General features: G+C 47.8%; 16 protein-coding genes, 3 rRNA genes and 1 riboswitch. Of the genes, 11 read left to right on the top strand and 8 right to left on the bottom strand.

The window, feature by feature from the left end:
* Window positions 1-76 precede the first annotated feature (76 nt).
* The 5 genes from F1644_RS04995 to F1644_RS04975 form a co-directional block, all read right to left on the bottom strand.
* The gene (locus F1644_RS04995; protein ID WP_118305830.1) at window positions 77-3,175 is read right to left on the bottom strand and encodes an efflux RND transporter permease subunit; all 3,099 of its coding nucleotides are present in this window, start codon (window positions 3,173-3,175) and stop codon (window positions 77-79) included.
* On the bottom strand, window positions 3,172-4,311 hold the full coding sequence (locus tag F1644_RS04990; protein WP_034502406.1) for an efflux RND transporter periplasmic adaptor subunit: 1,140 nt from the start codon (window positions 4,309-4,311) through the stop codon (window positions 3,172-3,174). The genes F1644_RS04995 and F1644_RS04990 overlap by 4 nt, the downstream gene beginning before the upstream one ends.
* 235 nt (window positions 4,312-4,546) lie before the next feature.
* Window positions 4,547-4,924 (bottom strand): fluoride efflux transporter CrcB, encoded by a 378-nt coding sequence (crcB, locus tag F1644_RS04985; RefSeq protein WP_087422084.1) that lies wholly within the window; start codon window positions 4,922-4,924, stop codon window positions 4,547-4,549.
* A 29-nt stretch (window positions 4,925-4,953) separates the two neighbouring features.
* A riboswitch (Fluoride riboswitch) is annotated at window positions 4,954-5,016 on the bottom strand.
* A 158-nt stretch (window positions 5,017-5,174) separates the two neighbouring features.
* Window positions 5,175-7,265: a M3 family metallopeptidase gene (locus F1644_RS04980; protein WP_229128392.1), complete on the bottom strand. Its 2,091-nt coding sequence runs from the start codon at window positions 7,263-7,265 to the stop codon at window positions 5,175-5,177.
* Window positions 7,266-7,482: 217 nt separating this feature from the next.
* Window positions 7,483-7,992 carry a calycin-like domain-containing protein gene (locus F1644_RS04975; RefSeq protein ID WP_087422085.1) on the bottom strand — a complete coding sequence of 170 codons (510 nt, stop codon included), beginning with the start codon at window positions 7,990-7,992 and terminating at the stop codon, window positions 7,483-7,485.
* A 71-nt stretch (window positions 7,993-8,063) separates the two neighbouring features.
* Here F1644_RS04975 and F1644_RS04970 point away from each other — a divergent pair, with 71 nt between their 5' ends.
* A complete protein-coding gene (locus tag F1644_RS04970; protein WP_087422086.1) occupies window positions 8,064-8,522 on the top strand; it encodes a hypothetical protein in 459 nt (152 codons plus the stop codon).
* Between the two features lie 242 nt (window positions 8,523-8,764).
* On the opposite strand, the gene F1644_RS04965 is transcribed toward F1644_RS04970, so the two are convergent.
* Window positions 8,765-9,400, bottom strand: a complete 636-nt coding sequence (locus F1644_RS04965) for a LolA family protein (RefSeq protein WP_087422087.1) — start codon at window positions 9,398-9,400, stop codon at window positions 8,765-8,767.
* 120 nt (window positions 9,401-9,520) lie between these two features.
* Between F1644_RS04965 and F1644_RS04960 the strand changes: the two genes are divergently transcribed.
* The 7 genes from F1644_RS04960 to F1644_RS04930 all read left to right on the top strand — a co-directional run bounded on the left by F1644_RS04960 (window position 9,521) and on the right by F1644_RS04930 (window position 18,629).
* Window positions 9,521-10,387: a DMT family transporter gene (locus F1644_RS04960; protein ID WP_087422088.1), complete on the top strand. Its 867-nt coding sequence runs from the start codon at window positions 9,521-9,523 to the stop codon at window positions 10,385-10,387.
* Window positions 10,388-10,469: 82 nt separating this feature from the next.
* The gene (gene cdaA, locus F1644_RS04955) at window positions 10,470-11,258 is read left to right on the top strand and encodes a diadenylate cyclase CdaA (RefSeq protein ID WP_027201344.1); all 789 of its coding nucleotides are present in this window, start codon (window positions 10,470-10,472) and stop codon (window positions 11,256-11,258) included.
* A gap of 825 nt (window positions 11,259-12,083) precedes the next feature.
* Window positions 12,084-13,608, top strand: a 16S ribosomal RNA gene (locus F1644_RS04950).
* A 264-nt stretch (window positions 13,609-13,872) separates the two neighbouring features.
* A 23S ribosomal RNA gene (locus tag F1644_RS04945) occupies window positions 13,873-16,759 on the top strand.
* A 141-nt stretch (window positions 16,760-16,900) separates the two neighbouring features.
* Window positions 16,901-17,011, top strand: a 5S ribosomal RNA gene (gene rrf, locus F1644_RS04940).
* Together the 16S, 23S and 5S rRNA genes form the textbook arrangement of a ribosomal RNA operon.
* A 120-nt stretch (window positions 17,012-17,131) precedes the next feature.
* Window positions 17,132-18,082: a signal recognition particle-docking protein FtsY gene (gene ftsY / locus F1644_RS04935; RefSeq protein ID WP_027203074.1), complete on the top strand. Its 951-nt coding sequence runs from the start codon at window positions 17,132-17,134 to the stop codon at window positions 18,080-18,082.
* Between the two features lie 70 nt (window positions 18,083-18,152).
* On the top strand, window positions 18,153-18,629 hold the full coding sequence (locus F1644_RS04930) for a low molecular weight protein-tyrosine-phosphatase (RefSeq protein ID WP_118301908.1): 477 nt from the start codon (window positions 18,153-18,155) through the stop codon (window positions 18,627-18,629).
* Window positions 18,630-18,677: 48 nt separating this feature from the next.
* On the opposite strand, the gene F1644_RS04925 is transcribed toward F1644_RS04930, so the two are convergent.
* Together F1644_RS04925 and F1644_RS04920 are read right to left on the bottom strand one after the other, a co-directional pair.
* Window positions 18,678-19,625, bottom strand: coding sequence for a phosphoribosylaminoimidazolesuccinocarboxamide synthase (locus tag F1644_RS04925; protein WP_118301909.1), 948 nt, complete (start codon window positions 19,623-19,625; stop codon window positions 18,678-18,680).
* A 21-nt stretch (window positions 19,626-19,646) separates the two neighbouring features.
* On the bottom strand, window positions 19,647-20,594 hold the full coding sequence (locus tag F1644_RS04920; protein ID WP_118261013.1) for a PhoH family protein: 948 nt from the start codon (window positions 20,592-20,594) through the stop codon (window positions 19,647-19,649).
* Window positions 20,595-20,697: 103 nt separating this feature from the next.
* Here F1644_RS04920 and mazG point away from each other — a divergent pair, with 103 nt between their 5' ends.
* The 3 genes from mazG (at window position 20,698) to F1644_RS04905 (ending at window position 25,280) form a co-directional block, all read left to right on the top strand.
* Window positions 20,698-21,489 (top strand): nucleoside triphosphate pyrophosphohydrolase, encoded by a 792-nt coding sequence (mazG, locus tag F1644_RS04915; RefSeq protein ID WP_118301910.1) that lies wholly within the window; start codon window positions 20,698-20,700, stop codon window positions 21,487-21,489.
* A gap of 99 nt (window positions 21,490-21,588) precedes the next feature.
* Window positions 21,589-21,939 (top strand): hypothetical protein, encoded by a 351-nt coding sequence (locus tag F1644_RS04910; protein WP_027203069.1) that lies wholly within the window; start codon window positions 21,589-21,591, stop codon window positions 21,937-21,939.
* A 110-nt stretch (window positions 21,940-22,049) separates the two neighbouring features.
* Window positions 22,050-25,280: an FAD-dependent oxidoreductase gene (locus F1644_RS04905; RefSeq protein ID WP_118301911.1), complete on the top strand. Its 3,231-nt coding sequence runs from the start codon at window positions 22,050-22,052 to the stop codon at window positions 25,278-25,280.
* Window positions 25,281-25,382 lie beyond the last annotated feature (102 nt).

The following is a 25,382-nucleotide window of genomic DNA, read 5'->3' as shown; positions in this document are numbered from 1 at the left end:
CTCGGGCTGCCGTTAAACGCTGTCCGAAGGACACCCGTCACTTTATAAACCTTATGAACTTTATGAACCTTATAAACTATTTCTTTCTCCACATTTTTACCTTATAAATTTGCACGAAGAAGAAGGGTACAAGGACGATCCCGACGGTGATGGCAACGATCATACCGAAGAAAATTCCGGTACCGATGGAATGACGGCTGGCCGATCCGGGACCCGTGGCAAGTACCATGGGCAACATACCGAGTACGAAGGCCAGAGAGGTCATCAAGATCGGGCGGAACCGGGCTCGGGCAGCGGTGATGGCTGCGTGTACGGCATCAACACCTTTATCCACTTCTACCTTGGCGAATTCCACGATCAAAATGGCGTTCTTGGCTGCCAGTCCGATCAGCGTTACCAAACCGATCTGGAAGTACACGTCGTTCTCCAAACCGAATACCCATACGCCGAGATAGGCCCCGAGAGCGGCAATTGGCAAGGATAACAACACGGCAATCGGCACGAACCAGCTCTCGTACAAGGCGGCAAGGAAGAGGAACACGAAGATGAAGACGAGCGACATCACCATCCCGGTTTGTCCTTCCGCTTTCTTCTCTTGGAAGGAAAGACCGCTCCATTCCGTACCGATGTTGTCGGGCAGGTGTTCACGTGCTAGTTTCTCGATGGCTTTCATGGCTTCTCCCGAACTGTGACCCGGTGCGGCCTCGCCGTTGATGATGGCTGTCGTGAACATGTTGAATCGCTTGATCGATCCGGGACCCGTGGTATTTTCCGCTTTACCGAGAGCCGTCAGGGGAACCATGTTTCCCTTGGATGTCTTCACGAAGAACATATTGAGGTTCTCTTTTTGCATCCGGTAGGGGGCTTCCGCTTGCATATATACCTTGTAAACCCGGTTGAACATGTTGAAGTCATTGACATACACCGAACCCGTGTACGCTTTCATCGTGGAGAATATATCGGCTAGGGGTATTCCTAGGAATTGGGCCCGGTCACGGTCCACGTCAAAGTACAACTGGGGAATCTCGGCTTGCAACGAGGAAGATACCCCGGAAAGGGCCTTGTCATTTGCAGCGTATTTCACCAGCGTGTCGACAGCATCTACCAGATTCTCGAAGGTGGCCCCGTTACGAGCTTCCACTTGTAGTTCGAATCCTCCCGACGTTCCCAATCCGGGGATAACGGGCGGGGTGGAGAGGAATACAAGGGCCTCCGGGTATTGTTTGAACTCGGTGCGGACATCATTCATCACTTCTTTCAGGGACATTCCGCCTTTCTTGCGCTCTTCCCACGGTTTGAGGATAACGGTCAATTCCGAGCGGGATTGGTTTGTCCCGACACGGGGACTACTTCCCGCCACGCTCTGCACGTATGCCACGGCAGGGTGTTCCTTCAGGTAATCGACGGCACGTTCCGTCACCTTGCGGGTGCGTTCCAGCGTGGCTCCCTCGGGTAACGCCAGTTCTACTTTGAAATATCCTTGGTCTTCCTCCGGCAGGAAACTACTGGGGATTACCCGGTTTAACACGATGATGAAGACGATTGCCATTCCGAACCCGGCGATGATTCGTCGGGGGTTGGCAAGAGCCCGTTGCAGAAAATGAACGTATTTATTATTCCCGCGGGCGAGCCACTCGTTGATTTTACGGAATACGAAGTTCTTCTTCCCGTTAGACGGGCGTAACAGGATGGCACACATGGCGGGGCTTAGCGTCAGGGCCACAACCAGCGAGATCAACACGGACACCACGATCGTGATGGCAAACTGACGGTAAAGCATACCGGTGATTCCCGGCAGGAAACTCACGGGTACAAACACGGCACCCAGCACGAGCGAGGTGGCAACCAGCGCTCCCGTCAGCTCTTTCATGGCTTTACGGGTGGCCTTGTAGGGCGACAATCCCTCTTCTTCCATGATACGTTCAACACCCTCGACGACCACGATGGCATCATCGACGACAATACCGATAGCAAGTACCAGTCCCAACAGGGTCAGCATATTCAGCGAGAACCCGAAGGCCAGCATGAACCCGAAAGTTCCGATCAGGGACACGGGAACGGCAACGAGGGGAATCAGGGAGGCCCGCCAGCTTTGGAGGGAGAGGAACACGACGAAGATCACGAGGAAAAGCGCCTCGAACAGGGTTTTATATACCTCGTGGATGGATTCCGAGATGTAAGTCGTGATATCGAAAGGGATGTTATAACTTACTCCTTCCGGAAAATCTTTACTGATTTCTTCCATGGCTTTCACCACGTTCTTGGCCACTTCCATGGCATTTGCACCGGGGAGCATATAGATGCCGAGTACGGCAGCATTCTCGCCGTTCAATCCACTCTCCGTGTTGTACGAGCTGGCCTCCAGCGATACTCTCGCCACGTCGCGCAAACGGATGATGGAACCGTCGGGATTTGCCCGGACGACAATCTCTTCAAACTCGTTTACGGAGGAAAGACGGCCCGGAGCCGTGATGGGGATGGTGATGTCCGTCCCGCTCATCGGTTGCTGGCCGAGTACCCCGGCCGCGGATTCCCGGTTCTGATCTTTCAATACATTTTGTAAGTCTTTGATCGTTAATCCGAAATTGGCCATACGGTCGGGGAGAATCCAGATTTGCATGGCGTAGTAACGGCTACCGATGTTGGAAACACGTCCCACGCCGGGAACACGTTTCAGCACGTCAAGCACGTTGATGGTGGCGAAGTTACTGAGGTATATCTCGTCAAAACGAGGGTCGGATGAGGTCAGCGTGAGAGTCATCAACTGACTGGAAGATTGTTTCTCCACCTTGATCCCGTTCTGCACGACTTCTGCCGGGAGACGGGATTCTGCCAGTTTCACGCGGTTCTGAATATCGACGGCGGCCAGTTCGGCATCCGTGGATATGTCGAAAGTCACGGTAATTGATAGACCTCCCGAGTTGGAGCTACTCGATTCCATGTATAACATTCCCGGTGTTCCGTTCAATTCCTGTTCGATGGGAGTGGCCACCGCCTGTGAAACGGTAACGGCACTGGCTCCCGGGTAGGACGCGGATATTTTCACGACGGGAGGGGTGATTTGCGGGTACTGGTCCACGGGAAGTAGGAACAACCCGATGAATCCTACCAGCACGATGACGATAGATAGCACAGCCGAGAATATCGGTCTGTCAATAAAGAAACCGGGTTTCATAATGCAACCTCCTCCTCTTTAATCATTTCGGGGCTCACGGGTTTCACAAGCGCACCCGGGGTTAGTTTGTGGTAGCCTTCAACGACAACCAGCTCGTCGGGTCCAAGCCCGCGTTCTACCACGGTATGATTATTCACTTCGGGGCCGGTTTCGATGAAACGTTTCTCGGCTGTACTGTCGCGGCGGACAACGTATATGTAGGCGCCGCCTTTTTCAATGGCGACCGCCTTGCTGGGAACGACGATGGCGTTTTCACGCACGTCGAGTAACAACTTTACTTTCGTGAATTGTCCCGGCAATAGTTTCCTGTCGGGATTGGGGAGTTCGGCACGCACGCCGAATGTACCCGTTTGGGGATTTACCTGCGGGTCGGCGAAGTCCACGATTCCGGTTAGGGGATAAACCGAGTTATCCGCCAGCGTGATGGTCACGCTGGGTTGCCATGACCGGTTGGCGTCTTTTTCCCCGAGGGTTACATTCCGTTGCTGGCTACGCAGGTAGTCGAGGGCGGTAAGACTGAAATCCACGAGTACCTCGTCACTCTCCACGATGGTGGCCAGTTGGGATTTTCCCCCGGGACCGACCAGTGTACCGATGTCAGCGTACCGTTCACTAATATATCCATCAATCGGGGAACGCACGGTTGTGTAGCTTAATTCGAGTTCAGCTTGTGCTAGGTCGGCTTTACTCATGGCGACGTTCGCTTTGGCACTCTCGTAGGCAGCCACGGCGTTGTCAAGGTCAAGCTGGCTGGCAGCCTTTTGCTCGTAAAGGGGGCGCAGACGTTCCACGTCACGCTCGGCTTTTGCCTCTTGGGCTTGATCTTTTGCCAGTTGAGCCTTTGCTTTATCGACACGTGCTTGGTAAAGATCACTGTTTATTTTGAAAAGGGGCTGGTTCCGTTTCACGCGCTTCCCTTCCTCGAAAAGCATCTGTTCCAAGTAACCTTCCACGCGGGCTCTCACCTCAACGAATCCTTTCGCCCGGATCTGCCCGACGTATTCCCCGTATATTTCCACGTTATCTACTCCTACTTTTTCTACAGCCACTACTTGCCGTTCCGGTTCGGTCTTGTCTTTACAACCGGACAAGAGGATGAATGACACGAGTGTAATTGCTATTCCTAATTCTTTCATATTAATTGATTTTATACATTTTCGTCGTAATTCTTCTTATGCTATGAAAATAACATGCTACATTTTTACGTGATATTGTAAAAATAAGTTATCTTGTTGAGATACAATATTATTTATGAATTCTGTTCGTTTGTCCATTTCAAAAACGGCGTGTTCCCGTGTAGAATAATACCACAAGTTGTGGAGGGGGCAAGTTGATTTCATGCTCGCTACGGTTTTCATTACTTGGATAGGGTTATAACGCTTTTACAATGAGGTGTCCCACGTAAACGGCCGTTAGTCCCAGTACAATGCTGAGGACCGTGTAGGACATAAAATATAGATAGTTTTGTTCTCTCAATAACACGAAGTTCTCGTTCATAAAAGTGGAGAACGTGGTGAATCCCCCGCATAAACCCACGGTTAAGAACAGACGTAGGTCTGTGTTAAGTAGATTGCCTCGCTCGAACAACCCGTAGAAAATCCCGATCAACAGGCAGCCTGTGATGTTCACGATCATCGTGCCAAAAGGGAACGCGGCAAGGAAATGATTTTGTACGAAACGAGTGAGGAGAAATCGAAATATCCCCCCGCAGAAGCTTCCGAGACCGATGATAAATAGTGTTTTAAACATATACTACGCCTACTTAATGGTTTAACATTTTACATGTAGGCATCATCAGCTTTTTCAAGCGGTTCGAGGTAGATACCATTACCATAAGTTGGGCGCAAAGGTATGATTTTTTATTGCCTTTGGCAAGTTGCAGGTTAGAAGTTTACAAGTTACAAGTTCTTTTTCCCGACAATCTTTTCCAATTCTTCCTTGTGCGGGAGTCGAGAACTTGTAACTTGCTAACCTGTAACCTGCAAGCGGCAATCTAGGCTTATTTCAACCCACTTCTTTCCAGTAAAGCGTCAACGGTCGGTTCTTGGCCCCGGAAGCGCTTGTAGAGTGTCATCGGGTTTTCTGATGCGCCCTTTTCCAGCACGTTGCGGCGGAACGATTCGGCGGTAGTCTTGTCGAAAATACCGTTTTGCTTGAATAACGAGAAGGCATCGGCATCCAGTACTTCTGCCCACTTGTAGCCATAATATCCGGCAGCGTATCCCCCGGCAAAGATGTGTCCGAAAGCGGGAGAAAAGGCACTACCTTTCACAAGAGGCATGATCTCCGTTTTGCCCATAGCCCGTTGCTCGAAGTCCACGAGAGGTTCGGTGACAGGTTCGGTGATCGTGTGCCATGCCATATCGACCATGCCAAAACTTAACTGACGGTCGCTCGCGTACCCGGCTTGGAAATTGGATGATTTCTTGATTTTGTCAATATATTCCTGCGGAATTTTCTCTCCGGTCTGGTAGTGTACGGCCCATGTGTCAAGCCACTCTTTTTCGAGTGCGAAGTTTTCCATGAATTGCGAGGGCAGTTCCACGAAGTCGCGGGACACACCGTCCATGGACGTGGAACCGTAAGTACATTTACTGAACATTCCATGAAGAGCATGGCCGAATTCATGCAAGAAGGTTGTTACCTCGTTGAACGTCAGTAAGGATGGTTTCGTGTCGGTTGGTTTCGTGAAGTTCATCACGAGCGATACCAACGGGCGCTGATCTTTACCGTGAACCATTTTCTGACCGCGGAACTGGGTCATCCATGCTCCGCCTCCCTTGCTTTCCCGCGGGAAAAAGTCCGTGTAGAGAACGGCAAGGAACGATCCGTCATTGTCATATACCTCGTAGGTTTTTACCTCGGGGTGATATAACGGGATGTTGTTCACTTCCTTGAAGGTAATACCGTAGAGACGGGTTGCCAAGTCAAAGACACCCTTCTGCACGTTTTCGAGTTTGAAGTAGGGCTTCAGCATCTCGTCGTCAAGGGCGTATTTCTCCTGCATCAATTTGTTGGAGTAATAGGACCAGTCCCAGCGTTGCAATTCTCCCTTTAAGCCAGCTTTGTGGGCGAAATCCTCCACCTCTTTTTTATCTTTGAGTGCATAGGGGTAGGACGCCTCGTGCAATTCGGCGATGAAGTTATTCACGATCTCCGGGGTGTTAGCCATGCGATCGGTTAATGCATAATTCGCGTAGGTCGGGTAACCCATGAGTTTCGCTTTTTCCAGACGCAGGGCGGTGATCTTCTTGACCACTTCCTCGTTGTTATACTCGTTGTCTTTGTATGCCCGTGTCGAGTTGGCACGATACATTTTTTCTCTCAATGTCCGGTTGTCAGCGTATTTCATAAGAGGACCCATGCTCGGGTAGTGGAGGGTGAAAATCCATCCTTCCTTGCCTCGTTGTTTGGCCGTCATGGCAGCCATTTCCTTGGCTCCTTCGGGGAGACCGGAAAGGTCTTTCTCGTCGGTCACGTGCAACTCGAACGCGTTAGTCTCGGCCAGTTCGTTTTTATCGAAGGTCAGGCTTAGCTTGCCCAGTTCGATGGAAATCTCTTTGAAACGCTCGCGGTCGGCACCTTCTAGGTTTGCTCCCCCGTCGATGAAGGCTTTCCACGTGTTTTCGAGTAACATGGTCTGTTCCGGATTCAGGTTCAAAGTCGCTTTTTGCTCGTGAACTTGTTTTACCCGTTCGAAAAGTTGCGGGTTCATATAGATAGCGTGGCTGAATGAAGTCAGTTTCGGGGACACGTTTTGAGCTATGTCCTGCATCAGACTGTCGGTGAGACAAGCATTCAGGTTGAAGAATATGCCGGAAATGGCATTCATTTTTTCACCGATGTTATCCAGTGCCACGATCGTGTTTTCAAATGTCGGGTTTTCTTTCGAAGAGGCAATTTGCTCTACCTCTTTCTTGGCTTCCTCGATAGCCGCATCAAAAGCCGGTTCGTAATGCTCGGCTTTGATTTTATCGAAAGGGGGCGTCTGGTGGGGAGTGTCAAAACTCGATAAAAGCGGGTTTTGTTCCGTCTTTCCGCAAGATGCCACAAGAAGAATAATTGCAGCCATAAAAGTCGTTTTTCTCATTGTTTTTATAGATTTTGTATTCGAAATTTCGGTCACGAAGTTACAAATAAGTTTGGAAACTTTATAGAGTTTATAAAGTTCATAAAGTTTGTAAGGTTCATAAGGTCTGTGGACCCTTGCGGGGCGCTTTGTCCACGGCAGCTTGTGCTACCGTTAAACACAGTCCGAAGGACTCCTGTGACCTTTTGACTTTATGAACCTTATGGACTTTATAAACTCATTTCTTTTTCCCCTTGAACACGATCTTGGGTTCCACGATCATCGGGATCACGGTTACCGTGATGTCAAGGTTAAGTTGATTCTCAGTTACTTTCCCCTTGTGAGTGTAGGAAATGGTCTGTTGACCGACAGATACTTTACCGCCACCTTCCAGGTTAAGAGTGGAATCGGTTTCGGTTACTTTGCTCAATGCCGGGTTAACCGTGATGCCTTTCACGGGCATGGTGAAGTCCACGAGATTCAGCGTGACGTTCTTGCTGGTATCCGCCGTGATGCTGATTTTGCAGGGAATCGGACCTTCGGGAATAAGCGTGTTGCCGTTAGCGTCGGGTTTGAGCATGGCCTTCACGTGGTCGGGCAGGATGATCGTGGCCTCGCCCTCGTATAGGCCGGGTAGAGATGAAACGTCGTGTGCCCGACGGTCGCTGCAACTATTGCAAGATGTTAATAATGATGTTGTTGAAATAATAACTAATAATATCCCGATAAAGAAAATATTCCGTTTCATGAACTATTGATTTATTTTTGTATTTTCGACGGCTAAAAATATAAACTTTTATCAATTAAACCATCAGGATTATGAAATTTGTAGGATTACTTCTTCTTTTATGTTTCGCGGTCGGGGGATCGATGAACGCCACGCCGGTGAATAACACGAATAAGAAAGACCATGCGGCAGCTGTTGCCGGGACGTATAACGGGGAGGCTTTTATCGAAATCATGCAACAGAAGATGAAGTTAAAGCTCGAATTGCAACGGACTCACCGGGATAGTGTGATCGTGGTGGTGAAGGATTTTATGTTGCCCAACGGGCAGAAGTTTAACTATCGTTCGAACGGGGTTTCCGTGAAACCGGAAGTGAAAGACGGGAAAACCGTGTACAAGCTGAATATCTCGTTTACTTACACGTATAATGGAATGCCGATGAAAGTGACCGCCACGGGAACGGTGAAGGACGGGGAACTCGATTCGCTGGTGAAAGCCACGATCATGGATGCGATGGAGACGAAAGTGACGTACAAGGCGAAAAAGGCCTAGTAAAATCTAGTAACTCCGCTTAAAAAACAAGAGGTGTGGCAAAAGTCATTTTATTTCCAAAAACTCCTCCGTCACTTCGTGCCACCTCCTCTATAAACAGAGGAGGAGCTGGTGACTCTTCCCGAAGAAAGGGAGTATTTTCAACTCTCCCTCTGTTTATAGAGGGAGTACGGCGAAGCCGGGAGGGAGTTCGAGAAATGACTTTTGCCTCTCCTTGTTTTTATGTTACTTTAGTAAATATGCTACCTCAAATCGATAACGTCCACTTCCGGATGGGCATCCTTGTCAAAACGGAAGAAGGTGACGTCTAGTTCTTTCTCCGGTTTCTTTAAACTTTTAATCGTGATCACCACGTCGTTCCCGTCTTTGCCGAAGGACGTGACTTTTTCCACCATGTTTGTTTTCGTGTTGATCCATACCCCAATCTTGGAGATCTGTTTGTGAGTTTGTTTCGGGGTTAACTCGATGTAGGCTTTGCCATCCTTGTCTTCCACCAACTTCTGGGTGAACTTCTGGTTGTGAATATCGAACAGGATAGAAGGATTCAACATCTCATCTTCGTTCTCGTCCGGGTTTTTGATATTTACCTCTTCTTGATCCGGCATGTACGTGTAGATAACTTCCCCGTCGAAATAGTTGACCACGTCCATCACATCAATGCGGTACATCTTGTCTTTCATGTATGCTTTCCCGTGATGTGTTTCATTAATATCTTCTGCCTTGTTGATCATGGAAAGGTCAAAAACGATTTCCACGGCAGGGTAGGACTTGATATGTTCGACTGTTTTATCCAGAATTGCCTTTGCTTTTGCGTCTGTCTGGGCGATAGCGAGAGAACCGCATAATGCCAGAACCATGAATGTCAGAATGTACTTCATACAGTGTGTTATTTTATATTGTCTTTTTCTTAAAATCAAAAGCAAATATAGGGATTATCCCGTAGATGCAAAAACTTATGGGAAAATTTGCTACTTTCGCACCGTTTTTTGAAAAAGGAAATGGACAAATTTAAAGGGATTCTATTTGCGGCATTGTCGGCGGCTACCTTCGGGTTGATTCCGCTGTATGCAAACCAGGCAATACTGGACGGGGTTAATAATGAAACAATATTAGTGTACCGTTACGGGATAGCGGGAATCGTGTATGCTATTTATTTATTGCTCCGGAGAATGAATATGAGACTGACCCGACGGGAGGTGAAGGAAGTTACGCTTGCCGGGGTCGGGGGATATGGAATCACGGCTTTCTTCCTGATGTGGTCGTATCATTATATGCCCACGGGCGTGGCGACAGCGATTCATTTCTTTTATCCCGTGGTCGTCGCGTTGCTGATGGCTATCTTCTACAAAGAACGGCTACCCTTGGAGGTGAAAGCGGGGATCGTGCTGGCGATATGCGGGGTGTACCTGTTGTCGTGGACACCCGGGGAGGTAAAATGGCTAGGATTATTCTTTGTATTAATGTCCACGGTGACTTATGGGTGTTATATTACCGCACTGAACCGTCCCGTGTTAAAGCGGATGAATCCGGACGTGCTGACTTGCTACGTGTTACTATTCACCGCACTGTTCTACTTGATCTTGGCCGTGGCACAGGGAAAGATGGAAATCATCACGAGACCCCGGTTCTTGCTGGATATGGTGCAGTTGGCCATATTGAGTACGATCGTTTCTGCCCGGTTGCTGGTGGCAGCCGTGAAATTGATCGGTTCCGTACCGAGTTCCGTGTTGGGAACGTTGGAACCGATAACGGCAATCGTCGTGGGAGTGCTTTATTTCAATGAACAATTGACTTACGCGAATTACCTTGGGTTATTGATCGTGATCGTTGCCGTTCTTGTCGTGATTTGCAAGATGAAAAAATAAGGGGGAAAACTTCCGTTATTATGATGTAACCTATTTATTTTTGGCTATTTTTGCGGGTGAAATTGACTTTTAAGAATATCGTATGCTGTTGTTTATAACTATAAACTTTTACACTATAACTGATATATTGCTAGCCGCTTTTATATTTTATCAGGTTTATAAACTGGTGAAAGGGACGGTTGCGATAAATATATTTGCCGGAATTTTTACATTCTACGTGGCATGGTTGCTGGTGAAAGCTCTGAATCTGGAGTTGGTTTCTGGTATCTTGGGACAGTTTATCGGTATGGGAGTGATTGCCTTGCTGATCGTGTTCCAGCAAGAAGTTCGTCGCTTTCTATTATTATTAGGTAGTAAATATAACCTGCAAAACATATTTAACTTGGAGCGGCTTTTTACCAAGACTTCTATAAAAGATGAGGTCGCCGCCGCTATCGTGCAAGCCTGTGATTACTTTTCGAAAACAAAAACGGGTGCTTTGATCGTGTTGTCCCAGAATTCGGAGTTGTACAATTACGCGCAAACGGGTGTGTTGATCCGTTCGATCGTGTCGGAGGAGTTGCTTGAAAATATCTTCTTTAAGAATTCCCCGCTACATGACGGTGCGGTAATTATCGCGGATAACAAGATTTTGGCGGCGCGGTGTATTTTGCCGGTTTCCGATAACACGAATATTCCCGGGAGTTTGGGGTTGAGACATCGTGCGGCGATTGGAATGAGTGCCGTGACCGATGCTCACATCATCGTGGTCAGTGAAGAAACCGGAAATATTTCTTTTGTGAAGGATGGGCATTTCAAGGTGCGGATCACCCCGCAAGAATTGAATAGTTTCTTGCACAATGATTTCACGGGTTTCGTCGTGAATAAGTAATCCAGTTTTCGTTTCTCTTTTATCATATTGGTAAATGATTCGTTCGTGTACCTTGGTTCGCTTGTGGTCTATGGATAGAAGGGGACATGAACATTGCATCTTCATAGCATGAACATAGCATGAACACTGACGGGTGTTGTTGATGAGTTAGAGGAGGGTATCTGTCTAGTTTATTTCCTAGTTTATCCCATGATATTCCATAGAACAAACGCTGGTCACAGGTGGAAGATAGGGTATAAAGACGTATCATTTTCGAATCAAAGACGAATCAAAGACGTTCACGAACGGCTTTGTACCGAGGTTGATTCCTGTCTTTAACCTTATTTCAATAGTATTATCCTGAAAAAAGTTCCCATTCTAACGTTTTGCCAATCATGCTTTTGGTGTGTATTGATGAAAATAATTGAAAAATAATTGTGAAAATATTTGGAGAAGGGGAAAAGTTTGCCTTATCTTTGCACCCGCAAAACAAGAAACAGTGCAAGCATGAACGAGGCTAGAAAGGTGGTTTCTTGTAAAGTTCTTGAAATGTTGAAATGGAAATAAGACAATCCTTCTTTTGCTTGAGTAATTCAAAATATCGAATTACGAGGCTCTTAAAAAAAGTTTGAAAAAACTTTGAAAAAGATTTGGAAGGTAACGAAAAAAGGTCTTATCTTTGCATCCGCTTTCGCTCTTAAAATGAGCAAGGCTAAAACAAGAAAGAAAGAGTTCTTTAAGATATTGAAATGAACAAAACGTAGCGAGCGTGAATCGAAATCGACGGTAGTCGAGATTCATGAAACACATGACCCGGCCAGAATAAAATTTCTGTAAATAACTTTTACCATGAAGAGTTTGATCCTGGCTCAGGATGAACGCTAGCGACAGGCTTAACACATGCAAGTCGAGGGGCAGCGGGGAGTAGCAATACTTCGCCGGCGACCGGCGCACGGGTGAGTAACACGTGTGCAACCAACCCCGTACCGGGAGATAACCCGCGGAAACGTGGACTAACATCCCATAACACTGTATCATCGCATGGTGATGCATTTAAAATTCCGGTGGTACGGGACGGGCACGCGCGACATTAGGTAGTTGGCGGGGTAACGGCCCACCAAGCCGACGATGTCTAGGGGTTCTGAGAGGAAGGTCCCCCACACTGGAACTGAGACACGGTCCAGACTCCTACGGGAGGCAGCAGTGAGGAATATTGGTCAATGGGCGAGAGCCTGAACCAGCCAAGTCGCGTGAGGGAAGAATGGTCTATGGCCTGTAAACCTCTTTTGCCAGGGAAGAATAAAAGGTACGTGTACCTTCTTGCCAGTACCTGACGAATAAGCATCGGCTAACTCCGTGCCAGCAGCCGCGGTAATACGGGGGATGCGAGCGTTATCCGGATTTATTGGGTTTAAAGGGCGCGTAGGCGGGACGCCAAGTCAGCGGTAAAAGACTGCAGCTAAACTGTAGCACGCCGTTGAAACTGGCGACCTGGAGACGAGACGAGGGAGGCGGAACAAGTGAAGTAGCGGTGAAATGCTTAGATATCACTTGGAACCCCGATAGCGAAGGCAGCTTCCCAGGCTCGATCTGACGCTGATGCGCGAGAGCGTGGGTAGCGAACAGGATTAGATACCCTGGTAGTCCACGCCGTAAACGATGCTCACTGGATCTTGGCGATACACCGCCAGGGTTCAAGCGAAAGTATTAAGTGAGCCACCTGGGGAGTACGTCGGCAACGATGAAACTCAAAGGAATTGACGGGGGCCCGCACAAGCGGAGGAACATGTGGTTTAATTCGATGATACGCGAGGAACCTTACCCGGGTTTAAATGTATTTTGCATGAGGTGGAAACACTTCTTCCCTTCGGGGCTAGATACAAGGTGCTGCATGGTTGTCGTCAGCTCGTGCCGTGAGGTGTCGGGTTAAGTCCCATAACGAGCGCAACCCCTATCGCCAGTTGCCATCGGTTCAAGCCGGGCACTCTGTCGAGACTGCCACCGTAAGGTGCGAGGAAGGCGGGGATGACGTCAAATCAGCACGGCCCTTACACCCGGGGCGACACACGTGTTACAATGGCCGGTACAGAGGGCAGCCACGGGGTGACCCGGAGCGAATCTCTAAAGCCGGTCGTAGTTCGGACTGGAGTCTGCAACCCGACTCCACGAAGTTGGATTCGCTAGTAATCGCGCATCAGCCATGGCGCGGTGAATACGTTCCCGGGCCTTGTACACACCGCCCGTCAAGCCATGGAAGCCGGGAGTACCTGAAGATCGTGACCGCGAGGAACGGGCTAGGGTAATACCGGTAACTGGGGCTAAGTCGTAACAAGGTAGCCGTACCGGAAGGTGCGGCTGGAACACCTCCTTTCTGGAGCATGAGCTCATGTGGCTCGCTACCGGCAGTTCATTATCAACGGGATTCCCTCGAGGGATCTTTAGAGACGAGGCTCGTTGCCTTGGTCCCGCCATCATCAACCTCGACAGTTGTCGAGGTTGATAAAGTTCTTTGACATGCTGGAACGTTAATGGATCATTTGATCCACGAAGTAACAATGTAGTAGAATAACACAGAGCCGTCCCTGTAGTGATACACGGGACAAGGTAAAATTATTTAAAAACACGACGCTAACGAACGTGAACAACCAAGGGCGCGCGGTGGATGCCTAGGCTCTCGGAGGCGATGAAGGACGCGATAAGCCGCGATAGGCCACGGCGAGGTGCAAGTAACCCTTGACCCGTGGATTTCCGAATGGGGCAACCCGGCCGTCTAGATGACGGTCATACCGTAAGGTAAGCGAACGCGGGGAACTGAAACATCTCATTACCCGCAGGAGAAGAAAACAAATAGTGATTCCCCCAGTAGTGGCGAGCGAACGGGGAAGAGCCCAAACCGCTGCCGTTTCGGCGACAGCGGGGTCATGGGACCGCGACATTCGACGTGAGACGAAGTGCAATTACCTGGAAAGGTAAGCCGTGGAGGGTGACAGCCCCGTGCACGACACCTCTCACGAAGATAGCGGGATCCCGAGTAGGGCGGGACACGAGAAATCCTGCCTGAATTCGCCAGGACCGCCTGGCAAGGCTAAATACTCCCGAGAGACCGATAGTGAACCAGTACCGCGAGGGAAAGGTGAAAAGTACCCCGAGCAGGGGGGTGAAATAGACCCTGAACCCGCGCGCCTACAAGCGGTCGGAGCCATGAAATATGGTGACGGCGTGCCTTTTGCATAATGAGCCTACGAGTTAGTCGTCACCAGCGAGGTTAAGGGCTTCAGGCCCGTTAGCCGAAGTGAAAGCGAGCCTTAACAGGGCGTCGAGTTGGTGGCGCTAGACGCGAAACCTTGTGATCTACCCACGAGCAGGTTGAAGTCGCGGTAACACGTGATGGAGGACCGAACCGGTAAACGTTGAAAAGTTTTCGGATGACTCGCGGGTAGGGGTGAAAGGCCAATCAAACTGGGAAATAGCTCGTACTCTCCGAAATGCATTTCGGTGCAGCCTGTGATGTTCTGTTCCAGAGGTAGAGCTACTGGTTGGACGCGAGGGCTTCACCGCCTATCAAATCCGGATAAACTCCGAATGCTGGAACACGAAATCATGGAGTGAGCCCGCGGGTGCTAAGGTCCGCGGACGAGAGGGAAAGAACCCGGACCACCGGCTAAGGTCCCGGATGGACAGTTAAGTTGATCAAACGAGGTGGGATCGCGGAGACAGCTAGGATGTTGGCTTGGAAGCAGCCATTCATTTAAAGAGTGCGTAACAGCTCACTAGTCGAGCGATCCCGCGTGGATAATACACGGGCATCAAACTGTCAACCGAAGCCGTGGGGTTAGTTAATGACTGACCGGTAGGAGAGCATTCCTGCCAGCTTAGAAGGTCACCCGCGAGAGTGACTGGAGCGGCATGAAAAGCAAATGTAGGCATAAGTAACGATAATGGGGGCGAGAACCCCCCACGCCGCAAGACCAAGGATTCCCCGGCAATGTCAATCAGCCGGGGGTCAGCCGGCCTCTAAGGCTAACCCGAACGGGGACGCCGACGAGAAACGGGTTAACATTCCCGTGCTTCTCGTCACCGTGACGCGGTGACGGGGTGATGAATGGACCGCGCGCTGACGGAATAGCGCGTTGAAGGCCGTACCCTGTGACGGTGGTAGTCAAGCACGCCACCGGAGGCGAAAGTCGATAGTACCTCGAGGCCTCGGCCGAGGGGATAGCGTCCAGGCAATTTACCCCCTAGAAAACCCGCTAAACTTCAAGTGACGAGGAACCGTACTGTAAACGGACACACGTGGTCGGGTAGAACATACCAAGGCGCTCGAGTGATTCATGGTCAAGGAACTAGGCAAAATAGTCCTGTAACTTCGGGAAAAAGGACGCTCTAGTGATAGAGCCGCAGAGTAATGGCCCAGGCGACTGTTTACCAAAAACACATGGCTATGCCAAATCGAAAGATGACGTATATGGCCTGACACCTGCCCGGTGCCGGAAGGTTAAGAGGAGAGCTCATCCGCGAGGAGAAGGTTTGAATTGAAGCCCCGGTAAACGGCGGCCGTAACTATAACGGTCCTAAGGTAGCGAAATTCCTTGTCGGGTAAGTTCCGACCTGCACGAATGGTGTAACGATCTGGGCACTGTCTCGACCATGAGCTCGGTGAAATTGTAGTTCCGGTGAAGATGCCGGGTACCCGCGACGGGACGGAAAGACCCCGTGAACCTTTACTGCAGCTTCGCGTTGTTCCCGGGCACGGGACGTGTAGGATAGGTCGGAGGCTTTGAAGCGGATTCGCCAGGATTCGTGGAGCCATCGTTGAAATACGACCCTTCTCTTGTCTGGGATCTAACCCTAAGTATAGGGGACACCGCGTGGTGGGTAGTTTGACTGGGGTGGTCGCCTCCAAAAGCGTAACGGAGGCTTCCAAAGGTACCCTCGGGTTGGTTGGTAATCAACCGTAGAGTGCAATGGCACAAGGGTGCTTGACCGGGAGACCAACGAGTCGATCGGGTGCGAAAGCAGGGCATAGTGATCCGGTGATCCCGCGTGGAAGGGTCATCGCTCAAAGGATAAAAGGTACTCCGGGGATAACAGGCTGATCGCCCCCAAGAGCTCATATCGACGGGGCGGTTTGGCACCTCGATGTCGGCTCGTCACATCCTGGGGCTGGAGAAGGTCCCAAGGGTTCGGCTGTTCGCCGATTAAAGTGGCACGCGAGCTGGGTTCAGAACGTCGTGAGACAGTTCGGTCCCTATCTGTCGTGGGCGTTGGAGATTCGAGAGGTCCTGACTCTAGTACGAGAGGACCGGGTTGGACGCGCCGCTAGTGAACCTGTTATGACGCCAGTCGTACGGCAGGGTAGCCACGCGCGGACGGGATAAGCGCTGAAAGCATCTAAGCGCGAAGCCTGCCTCGAGATGAGATCTCCTTACAGGGTCGTCGTAGACGACGACGTTGATAGGCCACAGGTGTAAAGCCGGTGACGGCAAAGCCGAGTGGTACTAATCACCCGAAAGTTGACGTTCGGTGGGTGAGATGATTCAGTTAACGTTCCAAGCGATTGTCAATCAAGGTGATTGGCGGTCGATAGAAAGCATGAATAAATGAACTTTAAAGATATTGTCACGAGTAGCCGGAGGGCTCGATGAAGTGACTGGAAAACATTAAAAGGTGTCTATAGCGACGGTGATCCACCTCTTCCCATCCCGAACAGAGAAGTTAAGCCCGTTAGCGCCGATGGTACTGCCCCCGGGTGGGAGAGTAGGTCGATGCCGAATTTAGAAGAGAGGGCGAGTTCAAGAGACTCGCCCTTTTTTATTTTATCTCATTTTCAATTCTTCATTTTCAATTTTCAATTGTTTTACCTACCTTAGCGTTCTGAATCAATTTATGTGGAAATGGCATTATTCGGTCTATTTAATAAAAAGAAAAAGGAAAGCCTTGATAAAGGTTTAGAAAAGACGAAAGAAAGTGTATTCAAGAAACTCTCTCGGGCAATTGTTGGTAAATCCAAGGTTGATGACGAGGTTCTGGATAACTTGGAAGAAGTGTTGATTTCTTCGGATGTGGGAGTTGATACAACTCTTCGTATCATTGAACGAATCGAAGAAAGAGTACAGCGGGATAAATATGTGGGTACGGATGAATTAAACCGGGTATTGAAAGAAGAGATTGTTGATTTGTTGAAAGAGAATAATTCAACGGATTACGATGCTTTGAGTTTACCGGAAGGACATGGTCCTTATGTGATCATGGTCGTCGGTGTGAATGGAGTGGGTAAGACAACGACAATTGGTAAATTGGCTCACAAATTTAAAGATGCTGGAAAATCTGTTGTTTTAGGGGCTGCAGATACCTTTAGAGCTGCCGCGGTAGATCAGTTGGTAATCTGGGCGGAACGAGTAGGGGTACCGATCGTAAAACAGGGTATGGGGGCAGATCCGGCTTCTGTGGCTTTTGATACGCTGAGTAAAGCGAAAGCTGAGAATGCAGATGTGGTGCTTATTGACACGGCGGGACGTTTACACAATAAGATAAACTTGATGAACGAATTGACGAAAATCAAGAAGGTCATGCAAAAAGTGATTCCGGATGCCCCACATGAAATTTTGTTAGTACTTGACGGTTCTACCGGGCAAAATGCTTACGAACAAGCAAAACAATTTACCTTGGCCACGGAAGTAAATGCTTTGGCGATTACAAAACTGGACGGAACGGCAAAAGGTGGCGTTGTAATTGGTATCTCTGATCAATTCAAAATTCCCGTGAAATACATTGGTATCGGTGAAAAAATTGATGATTTGCAAGTATTCAATCGTGAAGAGTTTGTAGACTCTTTATTTAATTAATAGAACATAATTTTTGAGAGCGGTTATTATGGCAAACAAGGTCATGATAACCGTTTTTTAATGTTTAGTTATGAAGAAAAGAATTCTATTTATATGTCTCGGTAATATATGCCGCTCCCCGAGTGCAGAGGCAATTATGAAATATTACGTGAAAGATCGGGGATTGGAGGAACAATATTATATTGATTCTGCCGGGATTAGTGGTTATCATTCCGGTGATCCGGCGGATCGTCGGATGCAAAGTCATGCGATAAGAAGAGGATATGATCTGACCAGTTTATCCCGAAAATTTTATCCGGATGCAGATTTTTCTGATTTTGACATGATTATCGGTATGGATGACCAGAATATCCGTGATCTGCAAAGAATGGCTACATCCGAGGAAGAAAAGAATAAAATATTCAAGATGACTGATTTCTGCCAGCGTTTTTCCTACCGGGATAGCGTTCCCGATCCTTATTATGGCGGGGATTCCGGGTTCGAATTAGTGTTGGACTTACTGGAAGATGCTGTTGAAGGTCTGTTGGATCAGCTAGAAAATGAATAAAGCTCATAGGAAAATTCCTTATGAGCTTTATTGGAAAGTTTTGACTATTTATTTCAGGCTAGCCAAACATTCATTTACATTGTTCTCGATGCGGGCAAGAATGTTCGTGCTGTCGGCTTTTTCGAACTTCGTTCCTGTGATATGTTCGTATAATTCGATATAACGATTCGTGATATTGGCTACCACTTCCGGAGTCATTTCCGGAACGGTTTGTCCGGCTTTCCCTTGGAAGTTATTTTCCATTAACCATTCGCGAACGAATTCTTTGGATAGTTGACGCTGTCTTTCTCCTTTTGCTAGGCGTTCTTCGTAACCGTCGGCATAGAAATAACGGGAAGAATCCGGGGTGTGGATTTCATCGATCAAATAGATCTTTCCATCTTTTTTACCGAATTCGTATTTCGTGTCTACTAGAATTAATCCCATTTTGGCTGCAATCTCTGTTCCTCTTTGGAATAGGGCAAGAGTGTATTTTTCGATGGCCTCGTAATCTTCTTTACTAACTAGTCCGGACGAGATGATTTCTTCTTTAGAGATATTTTCATCGTGTCCTTCCATAGCTTTGGTGGTAGGAGTTACAAGAGGTGTCGGGAATTTCTGGTTTTCAACCATTCCTTCCGGTAATGGTAAACCGCAAAGGGTTCTCTTTCCTGATTTGTATTCTCTCCATGCACTTCCGGCCAAGTAACCGCGAATAACCATTTCTACTTTGAACGGTTCGCACTTGTGACCAACGGTCACCATCGGATCGGGTGTTGCTATTTTCCAGTTCGGAACGATGTCTGACGTCGCATCCAGAAATTTAGCGGCAATTTGATTCAATATTTGTCCTTTGTAAGGTATTCCTTTCGGGAGTACCACGTCGAAAGCGGAAATTCTGTCGGATACCAACATAACGAGGTATTCGTCATTGATGTTATACACGTCACGTACTTTACCGATGTATTCATCTTTCTGTCCCGGGAATTTAAAATTTGTTTTTACAATCGCTTCCATGTTATTTGCTTTAAAGATCCGTTATTTAGTTTTTTCTTCGTTGTTGTAAGCGTTAACAATCTCTTTCACCAGCCTGTGGCGAACGATGTCACTATTGTCGAATTCGACGAATGCAATACCTTTTATATGGTGCAGTAATTTGAAGGCATGAATTAATCCTGAATCACTTTGTTTTGGGAGGTCTATCTGGCTCATATCCCCGGTGATCACGAATTTAGCGTTGACACCCATACGGGTTAGGAACATTTTTAACTGATTTTTTGTCGTGTTCTGTGCTTCATCGAGAATCACGAATGCATCATTGAGTGTACGTCCCCTCATGTATGCTAAAGGGGCAATCTGAATGATTTCCGTTTCGAGATATTCGCTTAATTTTTTCGAGGGAATCATGTCAGAAAGAGCATCGTACAAGGGTTGCAAATAGGGATCAACTTTCTCTTTCATGTCCCCGGGTAGGAATCCAAGACTTTCACCTGCCTCTACCGCCGGACGGCTGAGAATGATCCGTTTGACTTCTTTATTGCGTAATGCTTTTACCGCAAGAGCGATTGCCGTGTAGGTTTTACCGGAGCCGGCCGGACCCGTGGCAAAAAGCAAGTCGTTTGTTTTGGCCAGATCAACGAGTTTACGTTGATTTGTCGTTCTGGCTCGTATAATTTTCCCGTTATTCCCGAAAACAATAATTGAGGCCGGGTCCTCGGGGTCTTCCACGATCTCGTCTTCCAGAATAATTCTTTTCAGATTGGCGATCGTGAGCATGTTATATTTATTGTAATGTTCCAAAAGGGCATTAATTTTGGCAACAAGGACATCAATGTCGCTTTCTTCTCCCTGAATAATGATTTCATCGCCCCTGGCGGTGATCTTCAATTTCGGGAAAAATTCTTTTAAAGTAATGAATTTTGCGTTGTTAATGCCGTAAAAGTCAATAGGATCAATGTTTCCAATACTTATTCTTCTCTCTATCATGAAACTTAAAATAAAAGCCTTATTTTTGCAGGTGCAAAGTAGGGAAAACAATTGAAAATTGAAAGTTGGAAATTGAAAATTTTTCACGAGAGTAGAGTTTGTTATGGAGAAAGATTTTACGAAACAGAAAGAAGCTTTTGCCGAGCTGTTGGATATAATGGAAACCTTGAGGGAAAAGTGTCCCTGGGATCATAAACAGACGATGGAGTCTTTGCGGACGTTATCGGTGGAGGAGGTTTATGAGCTGGGAGATGCAATTCTGAAAAATGATATGCAGGAGGTGAAAAAGGAGTTGGGAGATTTGCTTATGCATATCGTGTTTTATGCTTTGATCGGGAAGGAACAGGAGCAATTTGACATGACGGATGTTTTGAACGAGATCTGTGCCAAATTGCGCTATCGTCACCCGCATATTTACGGGGAGGTGAAGGTCGAGGATGAGAATGACGTGTTGCGTAACTGGGAGCAATTGAAGTTGAAAGAGAAGGGCCGTCATAATAAAGTTTTGGAAGGTGTCCCGGATGCTCTTCCGGCTTTAGTGAAAGCATACCGGATTCAAGATAAGGTGAGGGGAGTCGGGTTCGACTGGAAACAGAAAGAGGACGTGTGGCAAAAAGTACGGGAGGAGTTGGGTGAATTGGAAGTCGAGGTTGCCCGGAAGGATCAGGAGCGGATGGAAGAAGAATTCGGTGATTTCATGTTTGCCATGATTAACGCGGCGCGACTATACGGTATAAATCCGGAAGATGCTTTGGAGAAATCCAACAAGAAATTTATTCGTCGTTTTTCGTACGTGGAAAAGAAAGCTCACGAAACGGAGCGCAACCTTTCGGATATGACCTTGGAGGAAATGGACGAGTATTGGAACGAGGCAAAAGCGATGGAAAAAGCTTGAGAAGATTCCGTGATAGTCGATTTGATAACTGGAAGATTCTATAATCACTTAATTGGAAATCACTAAATCACAAAATTAATCGGATTTAAAATTAGCAAGGTGGATTTAACAGGTAAATGGAAATATAAAGAGGATTATGGCTACGGGGTAGCCGAGGGCGAGTTGTTCCTGAAACAAGAGGGGAATGATTTGTCCGGGCGGATTATTTTTACGGATAAGCTTGAGGGAGAGGAAGGATATATGTTGCAGGAATTTTTAGTGGGGAGGCTTGAAGAACATAAGGTAAAATTGGATGCCGAAGAGTTTGATATTATTCATTCCGAACACGAGATCGAGTACGAGTTGGATAGTTGGTTTGGTATCTTGGTTGATGCCGATACGATCGTTGGGGTGAGTAAGGATGGACAGGGAATCGAGGGAAAATTCACATTCACGAGAGAAAAGAATTAAATGTTAAAAAATAGATAAATTTGAAAAGCTGACTTTTGTCAGCTTTTTTTTGTCTCGGATCGGTTATATTGCAAAAGAATCTAATAACCTAACTAATAAAACAATAACTTATGTCGAAGATTAATTCGCATCCGATTCTGGATGTTCCGAAACGAGATAAAGTGGTGTTCACTTTTAACGGTAAGAAAATCGAAGGAGAAAAGGGTTTTACCATCGCGGCTGCCTTGCATCAGGCCGGGTACCCCGTGCATAGTCACAGTCTGGATGGCCGGGGACGTTCCCTCGCCTGTGGCATCGGGAAATGTGGGGCTTGTGAGATGTTGGTGGATGGTAAAGTCCGGCGTATTTGCGTGACAAAAGTGGATGGAGTGAAAGAGGTACGGGAGTTCGCCCAGGGGGAAATGGCCGAACAACATGCCGAACACCGGATTGATACACGGAAAGTACTTCGTACCACGGTGGTGATCGTGGGGGCCGGGCCAGCCGGATTAGCCGTGCGGGAGGAGTTTGAAAAGTATGGTATAGATAATATCGTGATTGATAATAACGATAAGATTGGCGGTCAGTTTAATATGCAAACCCACCAGTTCTTCTTTTTCGAGAAAGAAAAGCGTTTCGGGGGAATGCGCGGATTTGATATTGCCAAAACATTGGCGGGGGAGAATATGGAAGGTATTTACCTGAACTCTACGGTTTGGGATATATTGGAGGGGAAACGGGTGGCCGTGAAGAACTTGGAAACGGATACCGTGTTCTTCGTGGATGCAGACTATTTAGTCGTGGCCACGGGGGCTGTTCCGTTTATGCCGGCTTTCGAAAACGATGATCTACCCGGGGTATATACGGCAGCTGTCGTTCAGAAAATGATGAATAACGAACTTACGCTGTTGGGGAAGAATGTACTGACCGTGGGAGCCGGAAATATTGGTTACTTGACTTCTTACCAGTTGATGCAAGCGGGGGCCCACGTGAAGGCGATTATTGAGGGGATGCCCAAAGAAGGTGGTTTCCCCGTGCAAGCAAACCGGGTACGCCGTTTGGCGATACCGATCATGACGTCTCACGTACTGTTGAAAGCGATCCCGAATGCTGATCACACGGGAATCACGGGGGCTGTTATTGCTGAATGTGAGAATTTCAAACCGATTCCGGGTACGGAAAGAATATTGAATGGCATAGATGTCATAAATATATGTACGGGGTTGATACCGGACAATCAATTGTTGATGAAAGGAAAGGCCGTCTTTGGAGAGCATTGTTATGCCGCGGGAGATGCCGTGAGAATTGGAGAAGGGACGAGTGCCGTATTGCGGGGGAAGCAAACGGCAATTGAGATATTGATGGACTTGGGGGCTAGGGTGAGTTATGATGATTATTTGGTGGTTTCCAAAGAGTATATTGATTCACAACAACATCCGGTTCGGATTCTGGAAACTCCCTGTTTGCCGGAGGCGGAACGTATGCACAAACGGGGATTCGTGCAAATGGATTGTTTGTATGGTTTTGCGTGTAATCCTTGTTCTTTTGCCTGTCCTCACGGGGCGATAACGAAAAGTTCGACTTCTACCGTACCTCACGTAGATTACGATAAATGTATCGGGTGTATGGAGTGTGTCTATCAATGTCCGGGATTGGCCATTTTCGGTTATGATTTACGAAAAGATAACTTGTTTCTGCCGATAGAATACGAAGTAAAGGAGAAAGAAGTGGTTTACCTAGTGAATAATTACGGTGAAAGATTGGGAGAGGGGATTATCGAGAAAGTTCTGCACAAGCCGAATAAAACGAATATAGCCCGGGTGAAAGCCTTGGATGTTCACGGGGAAGATTTGGTGAAGGTAAGAGGTTTCGTGGTGAAGGAGAATTACCCGCAACCGCTGGATTTGGAACCGTTGTTGAAGGATCAACCGGGAGCCACGTTTATTTGCCATTGTGATGATGTTACTTTGGACGATGTTTTGAAAGTCGTGGGTGATCGTACCTTTATTTCGATAGACGAGATAAAACATACCACTCGCTTGGGAATGGGGCCTTGCCGGGGAAAACGTTGTATTCCTCGGTTGAAAACAGCTTTACGGGCGAAAGGGATCGAGATCGTGGGGGATGCTACACCGAGAGCGCCCCTGTCTAACCAGTTGAATCTAGGTGAATTGTACCCGCCAAAACGAGGTGACGAGCATCGTGTGGCTAATCGATCGGATTTCAAGAAGATAGAGGTCGGGGCGTTGATTGCTGGAGGTGGTATTGCCGGAAGTGCGTTGTTCCGCTATATGGCAGATTCCGGCTTGAATCCCGTGCTGGTGAATGCGGATAGAGGTTCTTCCTGGAGAAATATCGGGGGAGGGCGTACGGCATTCTCTTTACCGGAGCTGGCCGAGATCGCGGAGCATAATCATGCTATATTTAAAGAGTTACAGAAAATATCGAATATTGATTACAAGACGACGCGCTATATTAATTTGGCTCATGATGAGCCCACGTTCAATGCCTTGGATGCGAGTCGTGCATGGTCGGATGCCTATATGGTTGACCCGAAGAATTTTCAGAAAGAGATTTCTCCTTATTTCAGCACGAAATCCAAGCGTTACTTGGGGGCTTTGATTACCAATGATTGCTGGCAGGCGACACCCGGTAAAGTGGTCGATTTGATTCGTAACATGGGTATTTCGGCCGGGGGGCGGATCGTGGAAGATTGCAAGGTGTTGGAAGTGATGAAAGAGGGATCAACATATAGTATTTTAGTGTTGACTCATGATAAGAAATACGTGGAATTCCGCACGGAGATATTCGTGAATGCCTTGGGAGCCGGGGCTGGAAAGATTTGCGAGGGATTGGGGATTCACGCGGGATTGTACCCGGTACGCCATCAGGCATTTATCACTCGTCGTTTACCCATGCTAGGGAAGAACGGGGATAGTCTGGATATGCTGATCGATCGGCAGGAATATAAAGGATTTTCCGCTGTCTATGGGCAACAATTAGTCCACACGGGGCAAATTATCGGTTGTGCATCCCCGCGGGTGGATGCGTTGCGGACGGATAAAAATCTGATTTTGAACACGAAGGAGTTTATGGAGATTATTAGTGAATTCTTCGTGGATTGGATGCCGGAACTGGCTGGCGTGAGTATACAGGCCACGTGGTCCGGGTATTACACGGAACCTCGCTATATCGTTGATCCCGAATTAGGTCTGTTTGTCGGTATGCGGGGGCATGGTTTCATGTTATCGCAATACTTGGCTAAAATGTATGTTGATAAATTAATGGGCCGTCCGGTACCGGAGTATTTCGATCAATTGAAGTTGGATGGACCGGGATTGTCGGAAAAAGCCTTTAAGTGATTTCGAGATTTACGATTAGATGATTTTGTGATTCCCACCTTCCTGCATTCTTGTAGGTGGTGGGAATGATTTAATCACCGAATCATAAATCATAAATCACTT

The sequence above is a fragment of the Butyricimonas paravirosa genome (genome assembly GCF_032878955.1).
Taxonomy (GTDB): domain Bacteria; phylum Bacteroidota; class Bacteroidia; order Bacteroidales; family Marinifilaceae; genus Butyricimonas; species Butyricimonas paravirosa.
The sequence above is the reverse complement of the archived record's forward strand: the minus strand, read 5'-3'. Positions and strand labels throughout refer to the sequence as shown.

What these genes read in the sequence shown, in the direction of transcription:
- F1644_RS04995 (WP_118305830.1), bottom strand. Translation starts at nt 3,175, where the DNA reads ATGAAACCCGGTTTCTTTATTGACAGACCGATATTCTCGGCTGTGCTA.
- F1644_RS04975 (WP_087422085.1), bottom strand. Translation starts at nt 7,992, where the DNA reads ATGAAACGGAATATTTTCTTTATCGGGATATTATTAGTTATTATTTCA.
- F1644_RS04980 (WP_229128392.1), bottom strand. Translation starts at nt 7,265, where the DNA reads ATGAGAAAAACGACTTTTATGGCTGCAATTATTCTTCTTGTGGCATCT.
- mazG (WP_118301910.1), top strand. Translation starts at nt 20,698, where the DNA reads ATGGAGAAAGATTTTACGAAACAGAAAGAAGCTTTTGCCGAGCTGTTG.
- crcB (WP_087422084.1), bottom strand. Translation starts at nt 4,924, where the DNA reads ATGTTTAAAACACTATTTATCATCGGTCTCGGAAGCTTCTGCGGGGGG.
- ftsY (WP_027203074.1), top strand. Translation starts at nt 17,132, where the DNA reads ATGGCATTATTCGGTCTATTTAATAAAAAGAAAAAGGAAAGCCTTGAT.
- F1644_RS04905 (WP_118301911.1), top strand. Translation starts at nt 22,050, where the DNA reads ATGTCGAAGATTAATTCGCATCCGATTCTGGATGTTCCGAAACGAGAT.
- F1644_RS04970 (WP_087422086.1), top strand. Translation starts at nt 8,064, where the DNA reads ATGAAATTTGTAGGATTACTTCTTCTTTTATGTTTCGCGGTCGGGGGA.
- F1644_RS04930 (WP_118301908.1), top strand. Translation starts at nt 18,153, where the DNA reads ATGAAGAAAAGAATTCTATTTATATGTCTCGGTAATATATGCCGCTCC.
- F1644_RS04965 (WP_087422087.1), bottom strand. Translation starts at nt 9,400, where the DNA reads ATGAAGTACATTCTGACATTCATGGTTCTGGCATTATGCGGTTCTCTC.
- F1644_RS04990 (WP_034502406.1), bottom strand. Translation starts at nt 4,311, where the DNA reads ATGAAAGAATTAGGAATAGCAATTACACTCGTGTCATTCATCCTCTTG.
- F1644_RS04925 (WP_118301909.1), bottom strand. Translation starts at nt 19,625, where the DNA reads ATGGAAGCGATTGTAAAAACAAATTTTAAATTCCCGGGACAGAAAGAT.
- F1644_RS04920 (WP_118261013.1), bottom strand. Translation starts at nt 20,594, where the DNA reads ATGATAGAGAGAAGAATAAGTATTGGAAACATTGATCCTATTGACTTT.
- cdaA (WP_027201344.1), top strand. Translation starts at nt 10,470, where the DNA reads ATGCTGTTGTTTATAACTATAAACTTTTACACTATAACTGATATATTG.
- F1644_RS04960 (WP_087422088.1), top strand. Translation starts at nt 9,521, where the DNA reads ATGGACAAATTTAAAGGGATTCTATTTGCGGCATTGTCGGCGGCTACC.